This window comes from Acrocarpospora pleiomorpha (assembly GCF_009687885.1).
GTDB classification, from domain to species: domain Bacteria; phylum Actinomycetota; class Actinomycetes; order Streptosporangiales; family Streptosporangiaceae; genus Acrocarpospora; species Acrocarpospora pleiomorpha.
In genome coordinates this window covers 27,428-49,252 of sequence record NZ_BLAF01000027.1, presented here as the reverse complement: position 1 = coordinate 49,252, position 21,825 = coordinate 27,428, and the positions used below count along the sequence as shown (strand labels likewise).

Genomic DNA, 21,825 nt, shown 5'->3' with positions numbered 1-21,825 from the left:
AAAGGGCTGACCCTGTTCCGAAGTTGACACTGTCATCGTGACAGTGTCACTGTTGAACCATGAGCGAGACCTGGACCATCGGCGAGCTGGCCGAGCGCGCGGCCGGCGCGCTCGGTTCCGACGCGCGCGTCAACGGGCGGGTCAGGGACATCCCGAACGAGCGCCTCATCCGGTGGTACGCGACGATCGGCCTCCTCGACCCGCCCCTGGCCCGGCGCGGCCGAGTCGCTCTGTACGGGCCGCGTCACCTGCTGCAACTCGTCGCGATCAAGCGCCGCCAGGCCGCCGGTCGCTCGATCGCGGACATCCAGATCGAGCTGGCCGGAGCCCCCGACTCGGCCCTCCAGAGCATCGCCCTCATCTCCCCATACCCAGCTGAACCCGAACATTCCTCCCCCGAGCCTGAACATTCCTCCCCCGAGCCCGCCCGCGCCCGCTTCTGGGCCGCCGTCGGCGAACGCTCCGACCCGGCGCCACCCGCCGAGCCGCCGCCCGTCGAGCGCATTCCCGCCGAACGGCCGCCCGCCGCGCGCGTTCACGGCGTGCGGATCGCCCCGGGAGTGGCTCTGGTGCTGGACGCCGCCGACCGGGCACCGTCGGACGCGGACCTGGTCGCGCTGGCGGCGGCAGCCCAGCCCTTGCTGGCGGCGCTGAGCGAACTCGGCCTGATCACCATGAATTCGGAAGGGACACCGTCATGACCGTTCCCATCACTCCGCTTCGGCCGGAGGAGTACACGCCGGTGCCCGACTCCGGGTTCGGCGCCCTGGAGACCGAGAAGGGCAACCTGCCGCTGGCGAGCGTGGCGGTGACCGCGCACCTCAGCGGCCTGACCGCGGGCGTGGAGGTGGCGCAGGGTTTCCGCAATCCCTACGACGTCTCGCTTGAGGCCACCTACGTGTTCCCGCTCCCGCCCCGGGCCGCGGTCACCAAGTTCACCCTGGAGGCCGACGACCGGGTGGTCGAAGGGCTGCTCAAGGAGCGTGGCGAGGCCAGGGTCGCCTACGACCAGGCGCTGGCGCAGGGTCAGCGGGCGGCGATCGCCGAAGAGGACCGGCCGGACGTGTTCACCATCCGGGTCGGCAACATCGTGCCCGGCGAGCGGGTCACCGTCCGGCTGACGCTCAGCCAGCCGCTGCCCTACGAGGACGGCGCGGCCGAATTCCGCTTCCCGCTGGTGGTCGCTCCCCGCTACATCCCTGGCGTGCCCCTGGAGGGCGCCCAGTCCGGCGGCGGCGTGGCCCCTGACACCGACGCCGTCCCCGACGCGTCCCGCATCACCCCGCCGGTCCTGCTCCCGGGCTTCCCCAATCCCGTACGGCTGTCGCTGGCCACCACCATCGACCCGGCCGGCCTGGACCTGCGCGAGATCCGCTCCAGCCTGCACACCGTGGACACGACCAGCGGCGAGACCATCACCGTCGAACTCCGGCCGGGCGAGCGCCTGGACCGGGACTTCATCCTCCGCCTGGCCTTCGACGCGTCCACGTCGCTGGCCCTGACCCCGGACGACGAGGGCCAGGAGGGCACCTTCACGCTCACCCTGACTCCCCCGGCGGACGTGGCCGCCGCACCGGCCCCTCGGGACGTGGTGCTGCTGCTCGACCGTTCCGGCAGCATGACCGGCTGGAAGATGGTCGCCGCCCGGCGCGCCGCCGCCCGGATCGTGGACACGCTGACCGCGCACGACCGGCTGGCCGTGCTGGCCTTCGACCACGACGTCAGCCGGGCGTTCACCGGCGGCCTGGTGGCGGCGACCGACCGGAACCGTTACCGCGCGGTCGAGCACCTGTCGCGGCTGGACGCGCGCGGCGGCACCGAGATCCTCGCTCCGATGGAGGAAGCGCTCCGGCTGCTCGGCGACACGGAAAGGGATCCGAACCGGGACCGGGTCATGGTCCTGGTGACCGACGGGCAGGTCGGCAACGAGGACGAGATCGTCGAACGGGTCGGCGCGAAAATCACCGTCGACTCGGGGATCCGGATCCACGCCGTCGGCATCGACCGGGCGGTCAACGCGGGGTTCCTCGGGCGGCTGGCCCTGCTCGGCTCCGGCCGGTGCGAGCTGGTCGAGTCGGAGGACCGGCTGGACGAGGCGATGGAGCACATCCACCGCCGCATCGGCTCCCCGCTGGTCACCGACCTCACCCTGAGCGCCGCGGACCTCGATCTGGTCGAGGACACGCTCACCCATGTGGGCTCCCTCTTCCCGGGGGTGCCGCTGGTCGTCTCCGGGCGGTTCCGGGGTCGTGGGGAGAACCCGGCGATCGCCGTACGGGGAATGGCCGACGGCAAGCCGTGGGAGCGCGCGGTCGAGGGGCGCGGGGCCGACGCGCCCGCCGCGCGGGCGGTCTGGGCGCGGGCCGAGCTGCGCCGCCTGGAGGATCGGTACACGATCGGCGAGCGGGACCTGGAGGCCCGGATCGTGGCGACCTCGCTGCGGTTCGGCGTGCTGTGCCGGTTCACCGCGTTCGTCGCGGTCGACTCGCGGGTGGTCGCCGACGGCAAGCCGCAGCATCACGTGATCCAGCCGGTCGAGCAGCCCAGCGGCTGGGAGATGCCGATGAACATGTCCGCCGTCGCGGCCGCCGCGCCACTCCGGATGGAGAAGGCCTCCTTCGCCCTCGACGAGGCCTTCGGCGGCGGAGGCGCGGGCGCGCCCACGCCTCCGCCGCCGCCCGCTCCGCGCATGATGCGGCGGACGCCCGCTCCGGACACGCCGTCCCAGCCGTTCGCCCAGGCGCCCGGCGCGCCGCCGGCGCCGATCCCGTCCCCCGGTCCGGGCGTGGGACCCCGGGCCGGCGGACGGAGCGTGGCGCCGGGACCGATGAAGCCCCACCCGGGCCGGGAGCGGCAGCCCAGCCTGGACAGCGTGCGCGCCCTGCTCGCCGAGGAGCTGGTCCGGCTGCGCGCGGCGGCCGGACGGCCGGACCAGGAGCGCCGGCGCTACCTGTCCGACCTGGCCAGCCGCCTGCGGGTGATCGACCAGATGGCGGGCGGCCACGCCGACCTGGCGTCGCTGGCCGCCGAGCTGGAAGGGGCCGAGCGTGCCGACGCCGACCTGGCCCGGCTCTGGCAACGCGCCGTCGACCTGCTCGGCCGCCTCACCGGGGGCGCGGCCGACGCTCCCGCGCCGCCGGATTCGACCCGCGCCCGCCGCCCGTTCTGGAAGCGCACGTAGACTGCGATCATGACCATGCCGCGCCAGGGGTTCCGGGGTAGGCCATATGGCCAGGCCCTGCCCCCTGGCGACGGGGGCGACCTCAGGGCATCACTCGCACGAAATACCGCACCGGCCCACCACGTCGCCGCCCGGCGGCCGATTGAGGGCTCTGGGGTTCTAGCCGTGGACTTCGCGGGCGGCGCGGATCATTTCGATCTTGGCGCTGGCGGCGTATTTATCGACATATTCCTGGCCGGAGAGCTCCATCAGCGCGTACATGATCTCGTCGGTGACCGCGCGCAGGACCAGGAAGTCGTTCTCCATGCCGTAGTAGCGGGAGAAGTCCAGAGGTTTGCCGTATTTGACGCCCGGGCGGATGCCGAACTTGGGGATCGGGCGGCCCGGCGGCATCATCTCGAAAGTGTTGATCATGGCCCAGGGGATGACGGGCGCGCGCGACTCCAGGGCGAGGCGGGCGACGCCCGTCTTGCCCTTGTAGAGACGGCCGTCGGGCGAGCGGGTGCCCTCCGGGTAGATGCCCAGCACGCTGCCCTCGCCGAGGACGCGCAGGCCGGTCCGGAGCGCGGCCTCGCTGGCCTTCCCGCCGGAACGGTCGATCGGAACGGTCCCGACACCCGAGAAGAACGCCCGGCTGACCAGGCCTTTTATACCGCTACCGGTAAAATAGTCAGACTTGCCGAGCGAGATGACCTTGCGCGGCAGGAAGAGCGCCCCGAAGAAGTGGTCGGCGAACGAGAGGTGGTTCCCGGCCAGGATGACCGGCCCCTCCTTCGGCACGTTCTCCACCCCTTCCGCCCACGGACGGAACACGAAATGGAGGAAAGGCCAGAGGATGGCCTTCACCACCCAGTAGAACACTCGGGGCTCTCCTTCGGTTGTTTGCAGTGGAGTCATCTTCGCACGGCTGACCCTCTCGCACGACTGATGCGTAACGTGCGACTATTCGGGCAATCTTTCCGATTTTGGAGGAGCCATGCCGCTGCTGCCGGGCGCTGAGCCGTACCACCACGAAGGCGGTCAGATCGGTGTGCTGCTCTGCCATGGTTTCACCGGAACGCCGCAGTCACTGCGGCCCTGGGGGGAGTTCCTGGCCGAGGCCGGGATCACCGTCTCGCTGCCCCGGCTGCCCGGGCACGGCACCACCTGGCAGGAGATGAACCGCACCCGCTGGGAGGACTGGTACGCCGAGCTCGACCGCGCCTTCGCCGAACTGAAGGCGACCTGCGCCGAGGTCTTCGTGATGGGCCTGTCCATGGGCGGCTGCATGGCCCTGCGCCTGGCCGAGGTGCACGGCCCGGCGATCCGCGGGCTGGTGATCGTCAACCCGTCCGTGGTGAACGACTCGCTGGCCCTGCTGCTGGCCCCGGTGCTCAAGTGGGTGCTGCCGTCGGTGCCCGGGCTCAGCAGCGACATCAAGAAGCCGGGCAGCGTCGAACTCGCGTACGACCGCACGCCCGTGCGCGCCGCCGCCACGCTGCCGCGGCTCTGGAAACTGGTCCAGTCCGAGCTGGACCGGATCGGCCAGCCGGTGCTGGTCTTCCGGAGCACGCAGGACCATGTCCTGAAACCGGCTAACGTGGAGTTCCTCCAGACGCGAATGGGGGACAATCTGGAGGTCCGGGATTGCGTGGACAGCTATCACGTCGCGACCCTGGACAACGACGCACCGGCCATCTTCTCGGGGAGCCTCGACTTCATCCGCCGTTACGCGTCTGTACCCTTGACGAAGGACTCTTGACCTGGGATCGATGTGACGCCACAGAGTGATGAGGACGAGGTCTGGCGTCAGATCGTCGCCTCATATAACGACACACCCGACAACGGCTCGGCCGATCAGCCATGGCCGGATCGGGAGAACGTGCCGGCGACCGTGGAGGCGGACGGCGAGCCCGCCGGCGCGGTGGACTCCGAGGACGCGGAGGACGACGCCGCGGAGGCTCAGCCCGCACAGGTCGATGACGACAACGACCACTACATCCCGCCTCCTCCGCCGCCGCTGCCCAAAGCGGACGCGCTCACGAAGGCGTCCTGGCTGGCGCTGTTCGGCGGCCCCGCCTACCTGCTGCTGGCGGCGCTGCTGAGCTGGCCGATGGATCCGTGGATCGTGTTCGCCGCGGTCGCGGCCTTCATCGGCGGGTTCGTGGCGCTGGTGGTGCGGATGGGGGACGGCCCGCCGAACGACTCCGGCTGGGACGACGGCGCCGTCGTCTAACGTTCAGCTGCCGGGCCGAAGGTTTCGACCAGGTCGCCGTAGCGGTTGGCTTTGTCCAGGACGTGGCCGACGGCCATGGTCAAGTCGCCGATCCGGGTCACGGCCTGGAGCCGGACCGTGCGCTGGCTGGTGGCGGGCTCGCCGCGCAGCGGTTCCCAGCGGCGGCCGGTGAACTTGACCAGGAACGCCTCGTCCGGGCGGGCCGGGTCGTAGCCGGAGGCCCAGAAGCCGCCTTCTCCGTCGCCGGTCACGCCGTAGAGTTCGGCCTCGGCGATCGGGAGCTCGTCCTTGGTCCAGCGTTTGCCGTCCCAGCGCAGGATCAGCGGCTCGATGCCCTCCTCGCCGTGGAAGACCCCGCCGACCGCGACCGCCCGCTTGGCGCTCTGCAGGTAGACGTCCCGGAGATACCCGCCCTTGATCGCGGGCACGGACACGGACTTCCATCCGCTCCCGGTCAGCCGCATCACCAGCGGCCGCGACCCGGTGTCGCCCACCGCCCAGCCGTCCTTGCCGGACAGCGCCACCCCGTGCAGCGCGCCCGCGGGCCCGATCGTGGCGGTCCAGCTGCCCGCGCCGGTCGCGATCAAGCTGCGCCCGCCCCGGCTTCCGACCGTGACCACCCGCCCCGGCTGCGCCGCCACCGCCCGCAGCCAGTCCCCGCCCCGCACCGCCGGCACGATCACCCGATCGAACCCGCCGCGCCCGCCTTTCCCGATGTACGGCACCCCGTCGTGCCCGTCCCCGACCACCCACAACTCGGTGGCCGACACCGCACTGATCGACCGCAGCGGCCCGACGCCGGTGACATCGCCCCGGGCCCCCACCTCGGTCCAGGATCGCCCGTCCCACCGGGTCACCACGCCCCGGTTCTGCCAGACGTCCCAGATGCCCTCCTGCCCGACCGCCCACACGTCGGTTTCGGACAGCGCGGCCACGTCGGAGAGCGAGCTCCCGTTGCCCAGGCGCGCGGACGTGGCCTGCCGGACGATCTCGTCGGCGACCGCCCTGGGGCGGGTGGGAGACGGCTGAGCGTGCGCGACCGATGTTACGTGAGGTAGTTGCCCGGCCAGAAGCCCGGTGAGAAGCCCACACAACGGCACCACGCGCCGAGTCAGGCAGCGGGTCATAGGGGAATCGTACGGGCCGACCGCCCGTCCGGGGGCGAGAGACGCCATTTCCGCCCCCAAAACGCGACAGTTCTATCCGCCCGAATCCTCAAACGACCCGGGGGAAGCGTCGTCCGCCGGGCCTTCACCCGCCCTCAAGATCCACTTTCACGGCGTCAGACGGACCGGGAGATCTCCGCCGCCACGGGCCGGTGGTCGGTGGCGGCGCGCAGGTCCTCGAAGGCGGGGATCTCGTCGGCGTCGCCGCAGGCGTGCACGGTCAGGCCAGGACCGGCGAAGATGGCGTCGATGCGCTTCTCGGGCTTCCCTGCCGTGAAGGTGAAACCGTCCCCGCGCGGGGCGACCGCGTAGCCGTCGGTGAAACGGCGGGACAGGTATCGCCAGGCCGGTTCGGTGGGCTGCTCGTTGAAGTCGCCGGCCAGCACGGGGAAGGCGTCATGCTCGGCGGCGACGGCTTGGATCCGGGCGGCCACCTCGGTGATGTGCCACATCCGGGCGCCCGAGTGGAGATCCAGATGGACCGAACCGACGGCCAGGCGGGTTCCCTCGACCTCCACGATGGCAATGGCCATCGCTCGCCATTCCAGCCCGAAGAACCACCGCAGCCGGTGGTGCTCGACGTGCGCGACGCGGGCGCGGGGGCCGACCAGGACGGCCACGCCGCTGGTGCAGCCGCCCGCCGCCAGCCGCATTCCGGTGACCCTGGGCAGGGCGCGCCGCCGCCACCACAGGTAGAAGGGCGGGACTTCCTGAACGCACAGCACGTCGGATCGGAGGACGGCGATGACCCGGGCCAGCGCGCCGCGATCGTCACGCAGCGCGCGCACGTTGTAGGACGCGACCCTGATCACCAGTTCACACCAACAGACCCGGCAAATCTAGGCGACGCGGAAGGCGAGGTGGTGCCGGACTCGTCCGCGTTCACGGCATCCGAGCGAGGTCGGCCGCCCCCACCAAGCCGGCGGACGGCCCGAGCTCGGCGGTCCTGATGTCGGCGAGCGGGCGATGCCCCCGGCCGGTCAGGCGTTCGGTGAAGGACTCCTTCACGCCGTCCAGCCACAGGTCGGCCGCCGCGGAGACGCCGCCGCCCATGATGAAGCAGCCGGGATCCAGCACCGCCGCCAGGTCCGCGAGGCCCTGGCCGATCCACCCGGCCAGCCAGGCGTAGGCTTCGAGCGCGACCGGGTCGCCCGCCCGGGCCGCCTCGGTGATCTCGGGACCCTCGATCCGCTCGGGCGTGCCGCCGGCGATCTCCAGCAGGACGGACGCGCGGCCGGGGTCGGTGGTGGCCAGGCGGCGGGCCTCGCCGACCAGGGCGTTGCCGCTCGCGTACTGCTCCCAGCAGCCGAGGTTGCCGCAGCCGCAGCGTTTGCCGTCGGGCACGCTCTGGATGTGGCCGAGCTCGCCGCCCATCCCCCAGCGGCCGCGATACAGCGCGCCGCCGACCACGACGCCGCCGCCGATGCCGGTCCCGACCGTGACGCACACGACGTGCGTCTCGCCGCGCCCGGCCCCGAAGCGGTATTCGCCCCAGGCGGTCGCGTTGGCGTCGTTCTCCACCACCACCGGCAGCCCGACCAGATCGGCGACCTTCTTCTGCAGCGGCTCCTCGCGCCAGGCCAGGTTGGGGGCGAACCGGACGACCGACCGGGTCTCGTCCACGAACCCGGCCGCGCCGACGCCCACCGCCTCGACCTCGTGCCGGGAGGCCAGCTCCTTGATCGCCTCCGCCACGACGCCCGCCACCAGCTCGGGATTGTCGGCGGGGGTGGGCCGGAGCAGGCTTTCGACGATCTTCCCGTCGTCGTCCACCACCCCGGCCGCGACCTTCGTGCCGCCGATGTCGATGCCGATGCTCAGCGTCATGCCGTCCCTCTTCCGGTGTCAGCCCAGATCGATGTGCTCTACCCGCGAGTCATCGTGCCGCCGGGACGAGGCCGGGCGCTGCAGGGAGTCGACCGCCTGCCGGAAGGCGGCGAGGAGCTCGCCACCCGCCGCGATCAGGTGGTCGGCGACGTCGCCGCCCGACTCCTTCCGCGCGGCGATGACCCGGCAGACCGGGCAGGCCCGGCAGATGTACTCCTCGTGATCATGCCCGGAAACCGCCTCCCCCCACACATCCTGTTGCCTGCCGCGGCTCCCGCCGCTGCCGAACGCGTTGCCGAGCCCGCTCCCGGCGCCCTTGACGAACCCTTTGCCGAGCTCCCGGCCCACCCGCTGCTGCAGCGAGTCGAGAAACTTCATCGCCTCTTCAGCGGCGGAACCCAGCGGATCCGGCCGATCATTGCTTTCCGTCATATCTCGAACGTTACCCGGAGGTGGCCGTCCTGGAGCGCCGCCGAGGCGACCGTCCGGCGGGCGAGGGCGGCCGGGAGCGCGATGACCCGGCGGTAGGAGCCCGCGGTGACGATGAGCTCGTCGCGCTTGCGGGCCAGGTCGATGTCGGATTTGTCGGCGAGGGGGAGCCAGAGGGTGAGTTCGTCGGCGCCGATGCGCATCGGGGGTTCGCCGGTGGGGGTGGCGAAGGGGTCGTGCTCGCCGTACAGGGCGTCGCCGACCTCGGCCAGGGCGTCGATGCCGACCGGTTCCGCGGGCAGGTACGGCACGGTCAGGATGGGCAGCGGCGCGAACGAGGCGTGCACGTCGGCCAGCTGCCTGGTCTGGGCTTCGACCCAGCGGGAGCGCCATTCGTCGGCGCCGCCGGCGGGGAAGACGCGGTTGGCGATGACGGCGTCCACGCGGTAGCCGTACAGGCTGAGGGAGGTGAGGGTGCGGCGGGCCTCGGCGACGACGACGGCCTCGGGGGTGAGCACCAGGCGGACGGAGGTGTTGTCGCCGGTGAGGAGTTCGCGGACGGCCATCAGGCCGCGGTGCAGGCGTTCGCCGGCCGAGAGCACGCTCTCCTCGGGCGCGCTGACCTTGGCGACGTGGCGAACGAGCGGGCCGAGCGCCTTCAGCAGCCGCCGCCCGACCGGCAGCAGGCGGCTGACGTGCCAGTCCAGCGCCTCCGGCAGGGCCAGCAGGCGGAGCGTCTCGGCGGTCGGCGCGCAGTCCACGACGATCACGTCCCACCGGCCGGTGCGGGCCTGCTCGCGCAGTTCCAGCAGCGCGATGATCTCCTCGGCGCCCGGCAGCACGGTCACCTCCTCGGAGGTGATCTCGTCCAGGCCGAGCTCGTGGAAGGCCGCCCTGGCGTAGTCCTGCAGCTCGCCCCAGTGCCGTTCGAGCGAGCGCTGGGTGTCGACCTGCTGCAGGTAGAGGCCGGGCGCGGCTTCGACCGGTTCGTCGGAGGGCGGCACGGCCAGCGCGTCGGCCAGGGAGTGCGCGGTGTCGGTGGACACGACCAGCGTCTTGAGGCCGCGCCTGGCGGCGAGCGTCGCCGTGGCCGCGGCGGCGGTGGTCTTGCCGACGCCGCCCTTCCCCGTGAAGAGCAGGACCCTCATGCTCTGAAGGTAATTCAAAAGCTCGCCCGTCGATCGCTTCGCCCCAGGCAGGTGACTCGCTTCAACGGCGCCGGGCTCCTTCTGAATTACCTTCACTCTCGACGCGTTTCTTCAGCCCCTTCAGGGCCGTGTCGATGATGACCTTCTCGGCTTTGCGCTTGATCATGCCGATCATCGGCACCTTGAGGTCCACCGCCAGCTCGTAGGTCACCTCGGTGCCGCCGCCCCGCTCGGCCAGGCGGTAACTGCCGGTGAGGCCGGACACCATCCGGCCGCTGTCGACGATGTGCCAGCTGACGGCGGCGTCGTCCCAGTCGTATTCCAGCGTGTACTCATCGCTGATCACGCCCGCGTCCAGGACGAACCTGACGGTCCGCGGCCGGCCCTCCGCGTCGTCGCTCAGGACCTGCGCCGACTTCACCTGGCCGGCCCATTGGGGATATGCCGGGAAGTCGGCGATCACGGTCATGATGGTCGACGGGTTTGCGCCGATCGTGATGCTCGACGTGGTGCGATCAGCCATGGGCTAACCGTACTTCACCATTCGAGAGTGAACGGCGTGCCACGACCCCGGAAATGCCCGACATTTACGCATTCGGTGCGGCCGATTCTGGTGCGGCGCGCCAGTGGCTGGTGCACGTGGCCGAACAGCGCGAACCTCGGCTGGATGCGGCGGATGGCCGCCAGGGTGGCCTCGCTGCCGCGTTCGAACCGCCGGGCGACGGTGTCGTACAGGAGCTCGGGGACGGCCGGGGGGATGTGGCTGCAGAGCACGTCCACGTGGCCGAGCGCGTCGACCTTGCGCGCATACTCCTCGTCGTCGATCTCGTACGGCGTGCGGTAGGTGGTGCGCAGCCCGCCGCCGACGAACCCGAAGGTCAGCCCGCCGATCTCGACCGTCTGCCCGTCCAGGATCTGGTGGCCCGGGCGGGCGTACTCAGTCCAGAGACGGGGCAGGTCCACGTTGCCGTAGGTGAGGTAGGCGGGGGTGGGCATGGCGGCGAATATCTCCGCGTACTGCGCGCGGACGGCGATCTCGATGTGCTCGCGCGGGTCGCCGCCCCGCTCCGCCCACAGGGCGGCCGACAGGGCCCTGGCCTCGTCGAACCGCCTGGCCGTGCGAAGACCGACGTATTCGCTGGCTCTGTCCGCGCCGAACAGGTCGGGGAAGATGCCCTGCGAGTGGTCGGCGTAGTCGACGAACAGGAGCAGATCCCCCAGGCAGATCAGGGCGTCGGCGCCCTCGCCCGCGCGGGCCAGCGCGTCGGCCCGCCCGTGGACGTCGCTGACGACGTTGATCCGCATGCCCGCAATCCTAACCAAACACCTGCCGCCGGGCCTGGTCCCGGCTCGGGCCTGCGCGTCGCAGCCATGATCCATATTCGGGCTGATAGCGTGAAATCGCCCGGATAACGCCTGGGTGACGGACCTACCAACGCGTAACTTCTCGCGGTAGCGTCCGGTGCAAAACTTACCCAGCGGTGCCCCAAAGGAGTGACCGTGCGCGAGTACAGCGTTCCCGTGCTGGTGGACGTCCCACTGTCGGCCAACTGCACCGACACGGTGTTCCAGCGGGCGGTGGACGAGCCCGGCGCCGTGTCCATCCGGCGCAAGGTCGGCGAGGACTGGGTCGCGGTCACCGCCGCGGAGTTCCGCGACACGGTCGCGGGCGTGGCGAAGGGCCTGATCGCGGCGGGCGTCGAGCCCGGCGACCGGATCGCGCTCATGTCCCGCACCCGGTACGAGTGGACGGTGGCCGACTACGCCATCTGGGCGGCGGGCGGCGTCGGCGTGCCGATCTACGAGACGAGCTCGGCCGACCAGGTCAAGTGGATCATCTCCGACAGCGGCGCCAAAGCCGCGTTCGTGGAGACCGCCGCGCACGAGGACACCGTCCGGGAGGCCGCGCCCGACCTTCCGCTGGTCTGGAACATCGACGGCGGCGCCCTGGAGTCGCTGATCGAGTCCGGCGCGTCCGTCAGCGACGAGACGCTGACCGAGCGCCGCACCGGCCAGAGCGGCCACGACCTGGCCACGATCATCTACACCTCGGGCACCACCGGCATGCCGAAGGGCTGCCGGATCACCCACGACAACCTGCTGTTCACGGCGCGGAACGTGGCGTTCGGCCCGCTGGAGAGCATGTTCACCGTGGACGACAGGGCCGCCCTGCTGTTCCTGCCGCTGGCGCACAGCTTCGCGCGGATGGTGGAGATCGTCCTGCTGGAGACCGGGACCGTGCTCGCGCACACCCCGAACATGAAGAACGTCGCCCCCGACCTGCAGGGGTTCAAGCCGACCTTCCTGCTGGGCGTGCCGCGCGTGTTCGAGAAGGTCTACAACGCCGCCGAGCAGAAGGCCACCGCGGAGGGCAAGGGCAAGATCTTCCACGCCGCCGCGAACGTGGCCATCGAGTACAGCAAGGCCGAGGCCACCGGCGGCGCCGGTCTCGGCCTGCGGCTCAAGCACACCGCCTTCGACAAGCTCGTCTACACCAAGCTGCGCGCGGCCACCGGCGGCAAGCTCACCGCGGCCGTCTCCGGCGGCTCCGCGCTCGGCGAGCGCCTGGGCAACTTCTTCCGCGGCGTCGGCATCGAGGTCTTCGAAGGCTGGGGCCTGACCGAGACCTCCGCCCCCTCCACGGTCAACATCCCCGGCGCCAACAAGGTCGGCACGGTGGGCAAGCCCTTCCCCGGGGTCACCATCGGCATCGCCGAGGACGGCGAGATCCTGGTCAAGGGCCGCCACATCTTCGACGGCTACTGGAACAACGAGCGCGCCACCGCCGAGGTGATCGACTCCGACGGCTGGTTCCACACCGGCGACGTGGGCGAGCTCGACAAGGACGGCTACCTCAAGATCACCGGCCGCAAGAAGGAGATCCTCGTCACCGCCGCGGGCAAGAACGTGGCGCCCGCTCCTCTCGAGGACAGCATCCGCGCCCACCGGCTGATCAGCCAGGTCATGGTGGTAGGCGACGACAAGCCCTTCATCGGCGCCCTCGTCACCCTCGACCCCGAGGCCCTCGCCCAGGTCACCCTCACCGACGAGGAACTTCGCGCCGAGGTCCAAAGCGCCATCGACAACGCCAACCGCATGGTCTCCAAAGCCGAACAAATCAAAAAATTCGTCATCCTAGAAAACGACATAACCGAAGAAACCGGCCACCTCACCCCCTCCCTCAAGGTCAAGCGCAACCTCGTCATGCGCGACTTCGCCAAACAAATCGACGAACTCTACGGCTCCTGACGTCAGGAGACACCCGAGCGGCGGTCCAGGAGCAGGGTGGCGAAGCGGGCGGCTACCTGGTTCCAGGTCCATTCGCGTTCGATCCAGGCGCGGCCGCGTTCGCCCATGGTGCGGGCGGTGGCGGGGTCCTGGAGCAGGGTGAGCAGGGCGGTGGCGATGGCGTGGGGTTCGGTGCCGTCGACGACGAGGCCGGTCTCGCCGTGGCGGACGGCGTCGGGGGCGCCGCCGGAGGAGCCGGCCACCACGGGGAGGCCGGTGGCGGAGGCTTCCAGGTAGACGATGCCCAGGCCTTCGACGTCGATGCCCGCCAGGCGGGTACGGCAGGGCATGGCGAAGACGTCGCCGGCGTCGTAGTGGGCGGGCAGCGCCGACCACGGCACGGCTCCGGTGATGACGACGCTGTCGCGGTGCACGGCGGCGGCGCGATCCAGGGATTTGCGGGCGGGGCCGCCGCCGACGAGCAGCAGGGCGGCGTCCGGGACCCGGGCCAGGACGTGGGGCCAGGCTTTGATCAGCATGTCCTGGCCCTTGCGCGGGACCAGGCGGGAGACGCAGACCACGACCGGGCGGCCGGTCAGGCCGAGGTTCGCCCGGACCTGAGCGCCACCCGCGCCCGGGCGGAACAGGCCGGTGTCGACACCGGGCGCCAGCCGCACCAGCTTGGCCCCGGGGATCTGCGTCCTGAGCCGCGCGCGAGTGTACGCACCCAGATAGGTGACGATGTCGGCATGCTCGCCGATCCGGCGCAGGAGATCACGGGCGATCGGCAGTCGAGCCCAGGACGCCTCATGGCCATGCGTCAACATGATCACCCGCTCGGCTCCAGCGGCCCGGAGCGCGGGACTGACCAGACCGAGCGGGGCGGCGGCCCCGAACACCACCGTGGTACCCGGCTCCACCAGCCGAGCCGCCCGCCGCGCGACATCCCGCGTCGGCAACATCAACTTCCCCGGATGCCGCACCACCTCGTACGGCTGCCGCGCATCGAACTCCCCATCCCCCGGCCACCGCGGCGCGTACACCACCACCGACCCAGGCGGCCGCCGAGACGCGAGCGCATGCACAAACGACTGAATACCCCCAGGCCGCGGCGGAAAGTCATTGGTGACAATCAGCGTCCGACCCACGCGGGCCTCCGTCCTGTGGCCCTGGCCGGGGTCACGGTTCGTTGGCGCCGTTCAGGAGGGCCCAGGAGCGCGCCATGGCGATGCGCTGGGGAGCCGTCGGGTGTGAGACGTAGAGCACATATTCGACGATGTCTGGGGACAAGTCGGAGATGTTTCTGGTGGCCAGGCGTTTCTGCATGGTGGTGAAGGTGACCGGGTCTCGGGTCAGTTCCAGGGCATGGGCGTCAGCGCGGGCCTCGATGTGTCTGCTCACCAGGTTCTGCGCGGGTCCGGATAGGAACGTGCCGAGTGAGATGAGTCCGACCAGCAGGCCGACTGCCCGGGGATCTCCGAGGGTGGGGACCTCCGTCCGGCGGCCCAGGCCCTGGGCCACCAGGAACAGCAGGCAGGTGCCGAGGGCCGCCCCGAGGCCTCCGACCAGCGTGCCGTAGAGGACGTCACCGTTCTTGGCGTGGCCGAGCTCGTGAGCGACGATCAGCTCGGTCTCCTTCGCGGGTTCCTTGAGCAGGTTGTCGTACACCACGATCCTGCGCGTCGCCCCGAACCCGGACACGTACGCGTTGAGCGCGGTGGTCCGCCGGGACGCGTCCGCCACGAGCACATCGTTCACCGGAACGCCGTCCCGCTCCGCCATGGCGAGCAGATCGGTGCGCAGCTGCCCGGCGGGGAGTGGCGCGAAGTCGTTGAACACGGGCTCGACCAGCACCGGATAGGCGAACGACAGCCCGACGGTGAGCACGAAGGCGCCCGCCGAGGCCGGAATCCACCAGCGCCTGGGCCACTTCCTGGCCAGCGCCACCACGACAAGGATCATGATCGCCGAGAGCGCCACCTGCAGGCCGAAGTTCTTGAGCCGGTCCCCCGTCCAGGCCGCCCACGTCTGGGTGGACAGGCCATACTCCCGGAGAACGGTCTCGAGCCACATGCCGAGCGGCCATTTCAGCGCCAGCGAGACGCCATAGACGGCGACCACCCCGATCAGGACCCGCACCCACCACGGGCCCCTGAGCCGGGCCAGCGCCCGGGTGCCGAACGGCGTGAGCACCAGCACGCCCGCCACCAGCAGCGTCACGCCCAGCGACAGGTAGGACGGAACACTGGTCGCCACGTCGAAGGCCTGGGCGCGGGCGATCTCCTGAGCGCTGAAGTCCCGCGCCGGATCCGGCTCCGCCGCGGGCGCGCCGGAGAGCACCTGCCACGGCGTCGTCACCGCCACCACCACGATCAGCAGGACACCCAGCCCCGCCAGCGCGAAGGCCGCCCCCCGCGTCCCCGACCGTTCCACCGGCCACCTCCCCCGACTCGCAGACCTTCGTATCACACCGCCCCGACAAGCTGCCGCCGCATGTACCGACGCAGCCCTCGGCGAAACTCCCATCCACACCGGCCCGACAAGCTGCCACCGACCCTCGGTGAAATCCCCGATCACACCGGCCCAACAAGCAGCCACCACACGCACTACCGCCAACCCTCGGTGAAACTCCCGATCACACCGGCCCAACAAGCAGCCACCACACGCACTACCGCCAACCCTCGGTGAAACTCCCGATCACACCGGCCCAACAAGCAGCTGCCGCACGTACTGCCGCCAACCCTCGGTGAAATCCCCCGTGCTCACCCCAAGGGTGCGTGCCATCGCTGTGTCCGGATCTCCGTCCAGCGCGGCCCGGTAGAGCGCCACCAGCCGTTCCGGCCCGAAGCGCTCGGCGATGTAACGGCAGGCCAGCCAGGCTTCCTCATACACCTGCGCGAGCCGCGTGGAACCGGCCTCGAAGGCGTCGCGTCCCGGCAGTTCCTGGGGCATGACGCCCGAGCGCACTTCCTCGGCTAGTTCGGCCGCGGCCACGCGCGGCGAGAGCCCGCTGTCCAGATATCCGACATAGTCGGCGAATCCCTCCACCAGCCACATCGGCATATCCCCGCTCGTCGCCGCCCCTGTCGCGACATGGGTGAGTTCGTGCGCCAGCACGACCCGCCGACCCACTTCGGAAAGCCGCCCGAATCCCTCCGGCTCGATGATCACGTGATCCACATCCGCCAGCGCGGCCATCCCCCGTACTCCGGCGGGTTCGGCGAGCACCGCCGCGTCCTGCGTCGAACGCGGCACCAGGATCACCGCCCCCGCCACCTTCCACACCCGGTTGACCGCCTGGCGGGCCCGCTCGACCTCCCCAGCGAGCGTCGCCGCGCCGGGGGCACCCCGCGCGATCAGCAGAAGCGATCCGCCCGTGCGAATGATCGTTGCGTCAGTCCAGAACCGGGGATGTTCGCGGGCGATCGCGCGGGCCTGGGCGAGTAGATCGTCGGGGGGCGCGGAGGCGGAAGCCGTCAGCGTGGCCGCCAGGAGGGCGGCGGTCAGCCGTACGCGCAGGGGAGGCATTGATCTTGTCTACCAATCAGCCGGATCGGTAGACGTCAGCCGTACGCGCATGGGAGGCATGTTATGCGCGGCCAGGACATGGGACGGCCCCGCCCAGCTCGAGGGAGCTGGGCGGTTGTCCGCCACGCGACGATTCCGCGGGTCAACCGGGGAGCGGAGCGGAACGTCCTTCGGCCACGCGGTTGTGGGCCGGAAGGTTCGGTTAGGGCACGACCAGGTGGAAGGGGACGTCGTGGGCGCCGCCGGTGGTGTAGCCGGTGCCGACGAAGATATGGCGTCCGGCGCCGCACGCGCTGTGGCCGGAGTAGGCCAGGACGGTGGAGTTCCAGGGGGCGCCCCACATCTTGGTGGCGACCGGGATCGTCTTGGTGGCGTCGATATTGGGCTCGATGTCGACGCAGTACTGACCGGTGGCGATCTTTCGTACGGCGGTGACACCGGTGGAGCGCACCACGGTGCCGTTGGCCTTGACGACGGCGGCGGCGGTGGCGTGGGGGGTAATGGCTCCCCCGGTCGTGATGCGGGCGGCGACTTGGGGGGTTTCGGTGCCCCCGATCGTGGCGTGGGCGGCGACGCCCGCGCCGATGCCCACAATGGCGGCGGCGACGGCGGTCAGCGTGAGGACGGCAGTTTGGCTCGGCATGACGAGGCCTCCTGGTGTGGGGGACGACCGGCCCGGCCAGACAGCATCGGATGAGATTCCGGACCGATCCGTTCGCTACTCAGCGTAATCAAATGAACACGCTTAGTAGCAGTAGCGAAACGGTAAGGGACCTGTCGCCTGGCCCGGCTCGCCATTTGTCCTGCTCAGGATGCTAGGGCCTGCCTCCGGCTCGTCATCACCATCACCTCCTGGCGGGCACGCAATTCAGGACGGGCGAGCCGATCCGGCTGCCGCAGCGAGTGCGTGGAGCCGCCGCACATTGGCTGTCGCCAGGGGCTGAGTTGGGAGCTGCTGCGGCGAGCACGCGGAGCCGCCCCACATTGACTGCCGTCCGGGGCTGAGTTGGGAGCTGCTGCGGCGAGCACGCGGAGCCGCCCCACATTGACTGCCGTCCGGGGCTGAGTTGGGAGCTGCCGCGGCGAGCACGCGGAGCCGCCCCACATTGACTGCCGCCAGGGACTGAGTTGGGAGCTGCCGCAGCGAGTGCGTGGAGCCGCCAGGCCCGCGGACGAAACGCTTGCGATCGGCTTCCCGCCCTTCCCGCTGCGAGGCTGCCACCAAAGATCAAGGATCATGAGCGACTGCGGCTCTCTCATCGGTACTTCGCACCGCGAAAGCAGGCGAAGTACCGATGAGAGAGCGAAAAGGGTCAGAGACCGGGTCGTACCGCACCGACGAAGGTGCGCTTGCGGTAGGAGTTCAGCTTGTCGATGCGAACGCGGGCTCCGCTGTGCGGGGAGTGGACCATCCTGCCCTTGCCGACATAGATGCCCACATGACCGCCGCCGCTGGTGAAGATCAGGTCTCCGGGCTTGAGGTTCTTCCAGGAGATCTTCTTCTTCACCGCGCGACGCTGGGAGTAGGTGGTTCGCGGGAGCTTCACGCCTGCCTTGCGCCAGGCGAACACGGCCAGACCGGAACAGTCGAACGCGCCGGGACCGGTGGCTCCCCACCGGTACGGATCGCCGATCTGCTCCTTGGCCACCGCGACGGCCCGCCGAGCCTTGGACCGCTGGCGTGCGGCCTTGCTCATCGTGGCGCGCTGCTTCACCGAACTCTTCGCCCGGCCGGCGGCCGGAAGATCGGAGATGGGAACGTTCCCGGTGGTGGCCTGGTCGGCCGTTTCGGTCTTCGTGAGGGTGACTGTCGTCGTGTCAGCCGCCACGGGCTGCGCCGCGAACACTCCGACCGAGGCCGTGAGAGCGACGCCGCCCAGGGAGAGACGGGCAAGACGGGACAGACATGCGGGGGTGGTTGACAGGATCGCTCCTATGATCTTCCACGTACGCCTACCGGGTTAGCTGACGGATTCGGGCGGGGAAGTCGCCCTACGGTGGAAATTCACACCGATTCACCCCTTAGCTCCTGCGTACAGAGCCATTTGGGTCCCCGGCTCCATGCCTCCTGACTGCATGGACTCGGCCGGTCGCATTTGTGACATGCGACACATGGATCTTTATGGAGACATCAGCACATTCGGCTGACATGGTGGCGACGCCATGGCTTGTGCGTCGCGGCCCAGAAACTACCGAGCTTCACCACGATTACGCAAAGCTTTCTCCAAAGATAAAGATCAGATAACTAGATTTTATTCGTAAAACCCCTGCATACACCGGCATTTCAATGCCTAATGTGACTCTGGTCACACTTCACGAATCAGAAGCTGAACATGGCACCAGAAGCCCCATCAGCCCCACGGGTCCGTAAGATCGTTCCAACCGGCCAACACCGGGACGAATCGGCCACCATGCCTACAGCCTTGAACGCGCTACGCGTGCCGACAGGCGGACAGCCTGAACGGGCCTACAGGGGCACAGCCTTGCCTACGGGCGGACAGCCTTGTCCGGGTTGTACTGACTGAGGGGGGTCACCTTGACCACATCCCCCGTCTGCGGCGAGTGCACGACCTTCCCATCCCCGGCATAAAGCCCCACATGCCCGAACCCGCTGTGCCACACCAGATCCCCTGGCTCCAGCGCGTTCACCGACACCCGCCGGTTCGCCCCCCAGGCCCACATCTCGTAGCTCGTCCGCGGCAGGCTGACCCCGCCCTTCGCCCAGGCGGCCTGAACAAGCCCTGAGCAGTCCCACGAGCCCGGACCAGTCCCCCCATACCGGTAGGGCTTCCCAATCTGCGCATAGGCGAACTCAAGGGCCGCCAGCGCGTTCCCGGACGCGGGCCCGGTGTAGACCTGCCCCGCACTGTTGGTGTTGCCCGGGTTGTACGCACCGAGCTCCCGCAGCAGCTTCACCTGTTCGGCCACCATGCGGTCGGCCTTTTTCTTCTTCTTGACCAGCTCGTCCTTGACCTTCGCGGCGTCCTCGTAGGTCTTCTTCTTTTCCTCACGCTGGGTCCGCAGCCCCTTGATCGCGACCTCGAACTCGGTCAGCGACTGGGTGCGCCCGGCGGCGAGCTGATCCATCAGCGCCATCGTGTTGAGCATCGTGTCCGGATCGTCGGCGGTGAACAGCCCGCTCAGCGTCCGGAAGTCGCCGGTCTGGTAGTTGGTCACCGCGACCCCGACGACACCCGCCCGTAACGCCTGGACCTGGAGGTCCTGCTTCTTGAAGGCGGCGTTGACCTTGTCGTACTGCTTCTTCGCCTTCTTCCACTTCTCGTTGGCGCCGTTGTAGTCGTCAACGATGTCGTCCATCTGCTTGTTGAGCTTCTTCAGCTTGGCCTGCGCCTCGGCGAGCGTGGGTTTGGGATCCGCCTGCGCGCCGACGACCGGCAGGAGGATGACGGCTGCGGCCAAACCCGCCGCGACCGATGCTCGCCCACGCACAAGAACCCCTTCCAGACCGACAGACCTGGACGGGAACTCTAGTGAAGCGATCTTGCCCGCTCAACCGATTCGGGCTATTTGCCCAGTTCATCACCCATCGCGATCAACTGATCACGCACGGCCAAGTCTTCGGAGCAGCAAGGTGGCCGGCACCGGCCTGGCCCCCATCCGGCGCACCGACTCGGCCACCTCCCGATCGGAGGACACCACCGCGATGGCCCGCCCGGGCGGCTCGATCCGTACCAGCTGCCGGATCAGGTCGTCGGCGATCTGACCGGGCGCGCTGAACGCCACCCGCACCCCGCGCGGCGCGGAGACCTGCACGGGACCGTCCAGCTCGGCCCCGTCGAAGACACACGTGATCTCCACCTTGACCTGCACGGCCAGGCCGCCGAGCCCGGTCAGCAGCCGACTGCGCTGATCGACGAGGGTCAACGATCCGTAGCCGGTCTTGGTCACGTTGTAACCGTCGACGACCAGATGCAGGTTGGGTATCGCCAGCAGCTGATCGAGCAGCTGTGGATCGTCGTCGGCCAGCGCCCGCGCGGGAACCGCCCGCACGCTGGGCGGCCCCGGCGTCACGGCCGTCACGTAGTCGGCCGGCCTGCTGATCGACGTCGGCAGCGACAGCTCCTTGCGCAGCCCCTTGGCGGCGTCCTCCAGCGCGTCCATGAGCACCCGGATCCGCGCGTCCTCGACGCTGCGGCCCTCGCGGGCGGCCCGGCGGCTGGCCTCCAGATGGCGTTCCGCCTCGGCCAGCCGCTCCTTCAGCTTGCGGATCTCCGCCTCGGCGGCGGCCCCGGCGCCCGCGACGCGGTTGCGCGCGTCGGCGGTGGCGGCGTCCAGCTCCTGCGCCCGCAGCTCGGCGGCCTTGGCCCGCTCCCTGGCGTCGTGCAGCTTGCGCCGCAGATCGGCGTTCTCCGACCGCGCGGCACGCAACTGCTCCCTGACCCGGTCGATCTCCTCCTTGGCCGCCGTGCGCTGGGCCGCGAGCTGCTCGCGCAGCCGGGTCTCGGCCTGCTCCCGCTGGCTGCCCAGCGCCGCCGCCCGGTCGATGTCCTCGCGCGCCTGCTCGACCAGCTCGGCCCAGCCGGGCGGCCTGGTCAGGTAGGCAGCCGCCGCCACCAGCACCGGCTCGGCCGCGGGCGGCACGGTCTCCTCGGCCAGCGCCGCCACCAGCTCGGGCCAGGCGGCGGTCAGCGCCTCCGCGACGAGCTCGCGGAACTCCTTGTCGTTCTCCAGCTGCGCGGCGATGGGCGCGCTGCCCAGCCGCGCCCGCTTCCGGGGATCGAACTTCGCGATCCCCCGCAATGGCGGCGGAATCGTCCCGCCCGGCATCGCGCCGAGCACCTGGGCCGCCAACTCGACGACATGCGCCCGAACCTGCTCGGGCAGGGGACGAGACAGGCCCTCTCCGGCTGAACTCATCCCTGGTCGCTCCTCGTTCTGGTCTTTCATTCAAGGGTACGGCTCTGCGGCGCTACCACATCACTTTCCGCGACCTTGCCATCCTCCCCCGCCCGAATCAGTGGATTCCACCTGTAACCACCCACTGCGGGACCTCCTCCGCGGAACAGCCCATCCCCGCGATGACCTGCGCGATCATCGAATCCCTGCTAACCACCACCCCCTTCGTCAACTAGGACGATCTAT

General features: G+C 70.1%; 20 protein-coding genes and 1 riboswitch. Of the genes, 5 read left to right on the top strand and 15 right to left on the bottom strand.

The genetic code is table 11. The features are described 5' to 3' along the window. Positions 1–59: 59 nt before the first annotated feature. Both Aple_RS23930 and Aple_RS23925 read left to right on the top strand, forming a co-directional pair. Complete coding sequence (locus Aple_RS23930) at positions 60–701, top strand: MerR family transcriptional regulator (RefSeq protein WP_155346922.1); 642 nt, start codon at positions 60–62, stop codon at positions 699–701. After that, the gene (locus tag Aple_RS23925) at positions 698–3,181 is read left to right on the top strand and encodes a VIT domain-containing protein (RefSeq protein ID WP_155346921.1); all 2,484 of its coding nucleotides are present in this window, start codon (positions 698–700) and stop codon (positions 3,179–3,181) included. Before Aple_RS23930 ends, Aple_RS23925 begins: the two co-directional genes overlap by 4 nt. Positions 3,182–3,340: 159 nt before the next feature. Here the strand turns inward: Aple_RS23925 and Aple_RS23920 are convergent, their stop codons facing one another. After that, positions 3,341–4,042, bottom strand: a complete 702-nt coding sequence (locus tag Aple_RS23920; protein WP_155346920.1) for a lysophospholipid acyltransferase family protein — start codon at positions 4,040–4,042, stop codon at positions 3,341–3,343. Positions 4,043–4,157: 115 nt separating this feature from the next. Here Aple_RS23920 and Aple_RS23915 point away from each other — a divergent pair, with 115 nt between their 5' ends. Continuing rightward, positions 4,158–4,922, top strand: a complete 765-nt coding sequence (locus tag Aple_RS23915) for an alpha/beta hydrolase (RefSeq protein WP_155346919.1) — start codon at positions 4,158–4,160, stop codon at positions 4,920–4,922. Positions 4,923–4,934: 12 nt separating this feature from the next. Beyond that, positions 4,935–5,396, top strand: a complete 462-nt coding sequence (locus Aple_RS23910; protein WP_155346918.1) for a hypothetical protein — start codon at positions 4,935–4,937, stop codon at positions 5,394–5,396. On the opposite strand, the gene Aple_RS23905 is transcribed toward Aple_RS23910, so the two are convergent. The 7 genes from Aple_RS23905 to Aple_RS23875 form a co-directional block, all read right to left on the bottom strand. After that, positions 5,393–6,523, bottom strand: coding sequence for a hypothetical protein (locus Aple_RS23905; RefSeq protein WP_155346917.1), 1,131 nt, complete (start codon positions 6,521–6,523; stop codon positions 5,393–5,395). The two genes, Aple_RS23910 and Aple_RS23905, sit on opposite strands and share 4 nt — an antisense overlap. Positions 6,524–6,678: 155 nt before the next feature. Then, a complete protein-coding gene (locus Aple_RS23900; RefSeq protein WP_246264736.1) occupies positions 6,679–7,374 on the bottom strand; it encodes an endonuclease/exonuclease/phosphatase family protein in 696 nt (231 codons plus the stop codon). Positions 7,375–7,444: 70 nt separating this feature from the next. Continuing rightward, on the bottom strand, positions 7,445–8,389 hold the full coding sequence (locus Aple_RS23895) for an ROK family glucokinase (protein WP_155346915.1): 945 nt from the start codon (positions 8,387–8,389) through the stop codon (positions 7,445–7,447). An 18-nt stretch (positions 8,390–8,407) separates the two neighbouring features. Next, a complete protein-coding gene (locus tag Aple_RS23890; protein ID WP_155346914.1) occupies positions 8,408–8,821 on the bottom strand; it encodes a DUF5304 family protein in 414 nt (137 codons plus the stop codon). Continuing rightward, positions 8,818–9,966, bottom strand: coding sequence for an ArsA family ATPase (locus Aple_RS23885; RefSeq protein WP_155346913.1), 1,149 nt, complete (start codon positions 9,964–9,966; stop codon positions 8,818–8,820). Before Aple_RS23885 ends, Aple_RS23890 begins: the two co-directional genes overlap by 4 nt. A gap of 61 nt (positions 9,967–10,027) precedes the next feature. Further along, positions 10,028–10,489: an SRPBCC family protein gene (locus Aple_RS23880; protein WP_155346912.1), complete on the bottom strand. Its 462-nt coding sequence runs from the start codon at positions 10,487–10,489 to the stop codon at positions 10,028–10,030. A gap of 14 nt (positions 10,490–10,503) precedes the next feature. Continuing rightward, positions 10,504–11,271: a metallophosphoesterase family protein gene (locus tag Aple_RS23875; RefSeq protein WP_155346911.1), complete on the bottom strand. Its 768-nt coding sequence runs from the start codon at positions 11,269–11,271 to the stop codon at positions 10,504–10,506. Positions 11,272–11,466: 195 nt separating this feature from the next. On the opposite strand from Aple_RS23875, the gene Aple_RS23870 reads away from it, so the two are divergent. After that, a complete protein-coding gene (locus tag Aple_RS23870; RefSeq protein ID WP_155346910.1) occupies positions 11,467–13,215 on the top strand; it encodes an AMP-dependent synthetase/ligase in 1,749 nt (582 codons plus the stop codon). 2 nt (positions 13,216–13,217) lie between these two features. Here Aple_RS23870 and Aple_RS23865 read toward each other — a convergent pair whose 3' ends face one another. From Aple_RS23865 to Aple_RS23835, 7 genes are all read right to left on the bottom strand, one after another. After that, the gene (locus Aple_RS23865; RefSeq protein ID WP_155346909.1) at positions 13,218–14,342 is read right to left on the bottom strand and encodes a glycosyltransferase family 4 protein; all 1,125 of its coding nucleotides are present in this window, start codon (positions 14,340–14,342) and stop codon (positions 13,218–13,220) included. A gap of 31 nt (positions 14,343–14,373) precedes the next feature. Then, positions 14,374–15,627 carry a M48 family metallopeptidase gene (locus Aple_RS23860; RefSeq protein WP_246264735.1) on the bottom strand — a complete coding sequence of 418 codons (1,254 nt, stop codon included), beginning with the start codon at positions 15,625–15,627 and terminating at the stop codon, positions 14,374–14,376. Positions 15,628–15,891: 264 nt separating this feature from the next. Continuing rightward, a complete protein-coding gene (locus Aple_RS23855; protein ID WP_155346908.1) occupies positions 15,892–16,722 on the bottom strand; it encodes a peptidase MA family metallohydrolase in 831 nt (276 codons plus the stop codon). A 202-nt stretch (positions 16,723–16,924) separates the two neighbouring features. Beyond that, entirely contained in the window at positions 16,925–17,365 is a 441-nt protein-coding gene (locus tag Aple_RS23850; protein ID WP_155346907.1) for a hypothetical protein, read from the bottom strand. Between the two features lie 670 nt (positions 17,366–18,035). After that, positions 18,036–18,551, bottom strand: coding sequence for a C40 family peptidase (locus Aple_RS23845; RefSeq protein ID WP_246264734.1), 516 nt, complete (start codon positions 18,549–18,551; stop codon positions 18,036–18,038). A 106-nt stretch (positions 18,552–18,657) separates the two neighbouring features. Further along, a riboswitch (cyclic di-AMP (ydaO/yuaA leader) is annotated at positions 18,658–18,820 on the bottom strand. 389 nt (positions 18,821–19,209) lie between these two features. Continuing rightward, positions 19,210–20,172 carry a C40 family peptidase gene (locus tag Aple_RS23840; protein WP_155346906.1) on the bottom strand — a complete coding sequence of 321 codons (963 nt, stop codon included), beginning with the start codon at positions 20,170–20,172 and terminating at the stop codon, positions 19,210–19,212. A 111-nt stretch (positions 20,173–20,283) separates the two neighbouring features. Continuing rightward, the gene (locus Aple_RS23835) at positions 20,284–21,600 is read right to left on the bottom strand and encodes an NYN domain-containing protein (RefSeq protein WP_155346905.1); all 1,317 of its coding nucleotides are present in this window, start codon (positions 21,598–21,600) and stop codon (positions 20,284–20,286) included. Positions 21,601–21,825 lie beyond the last annotated feature (225 nt).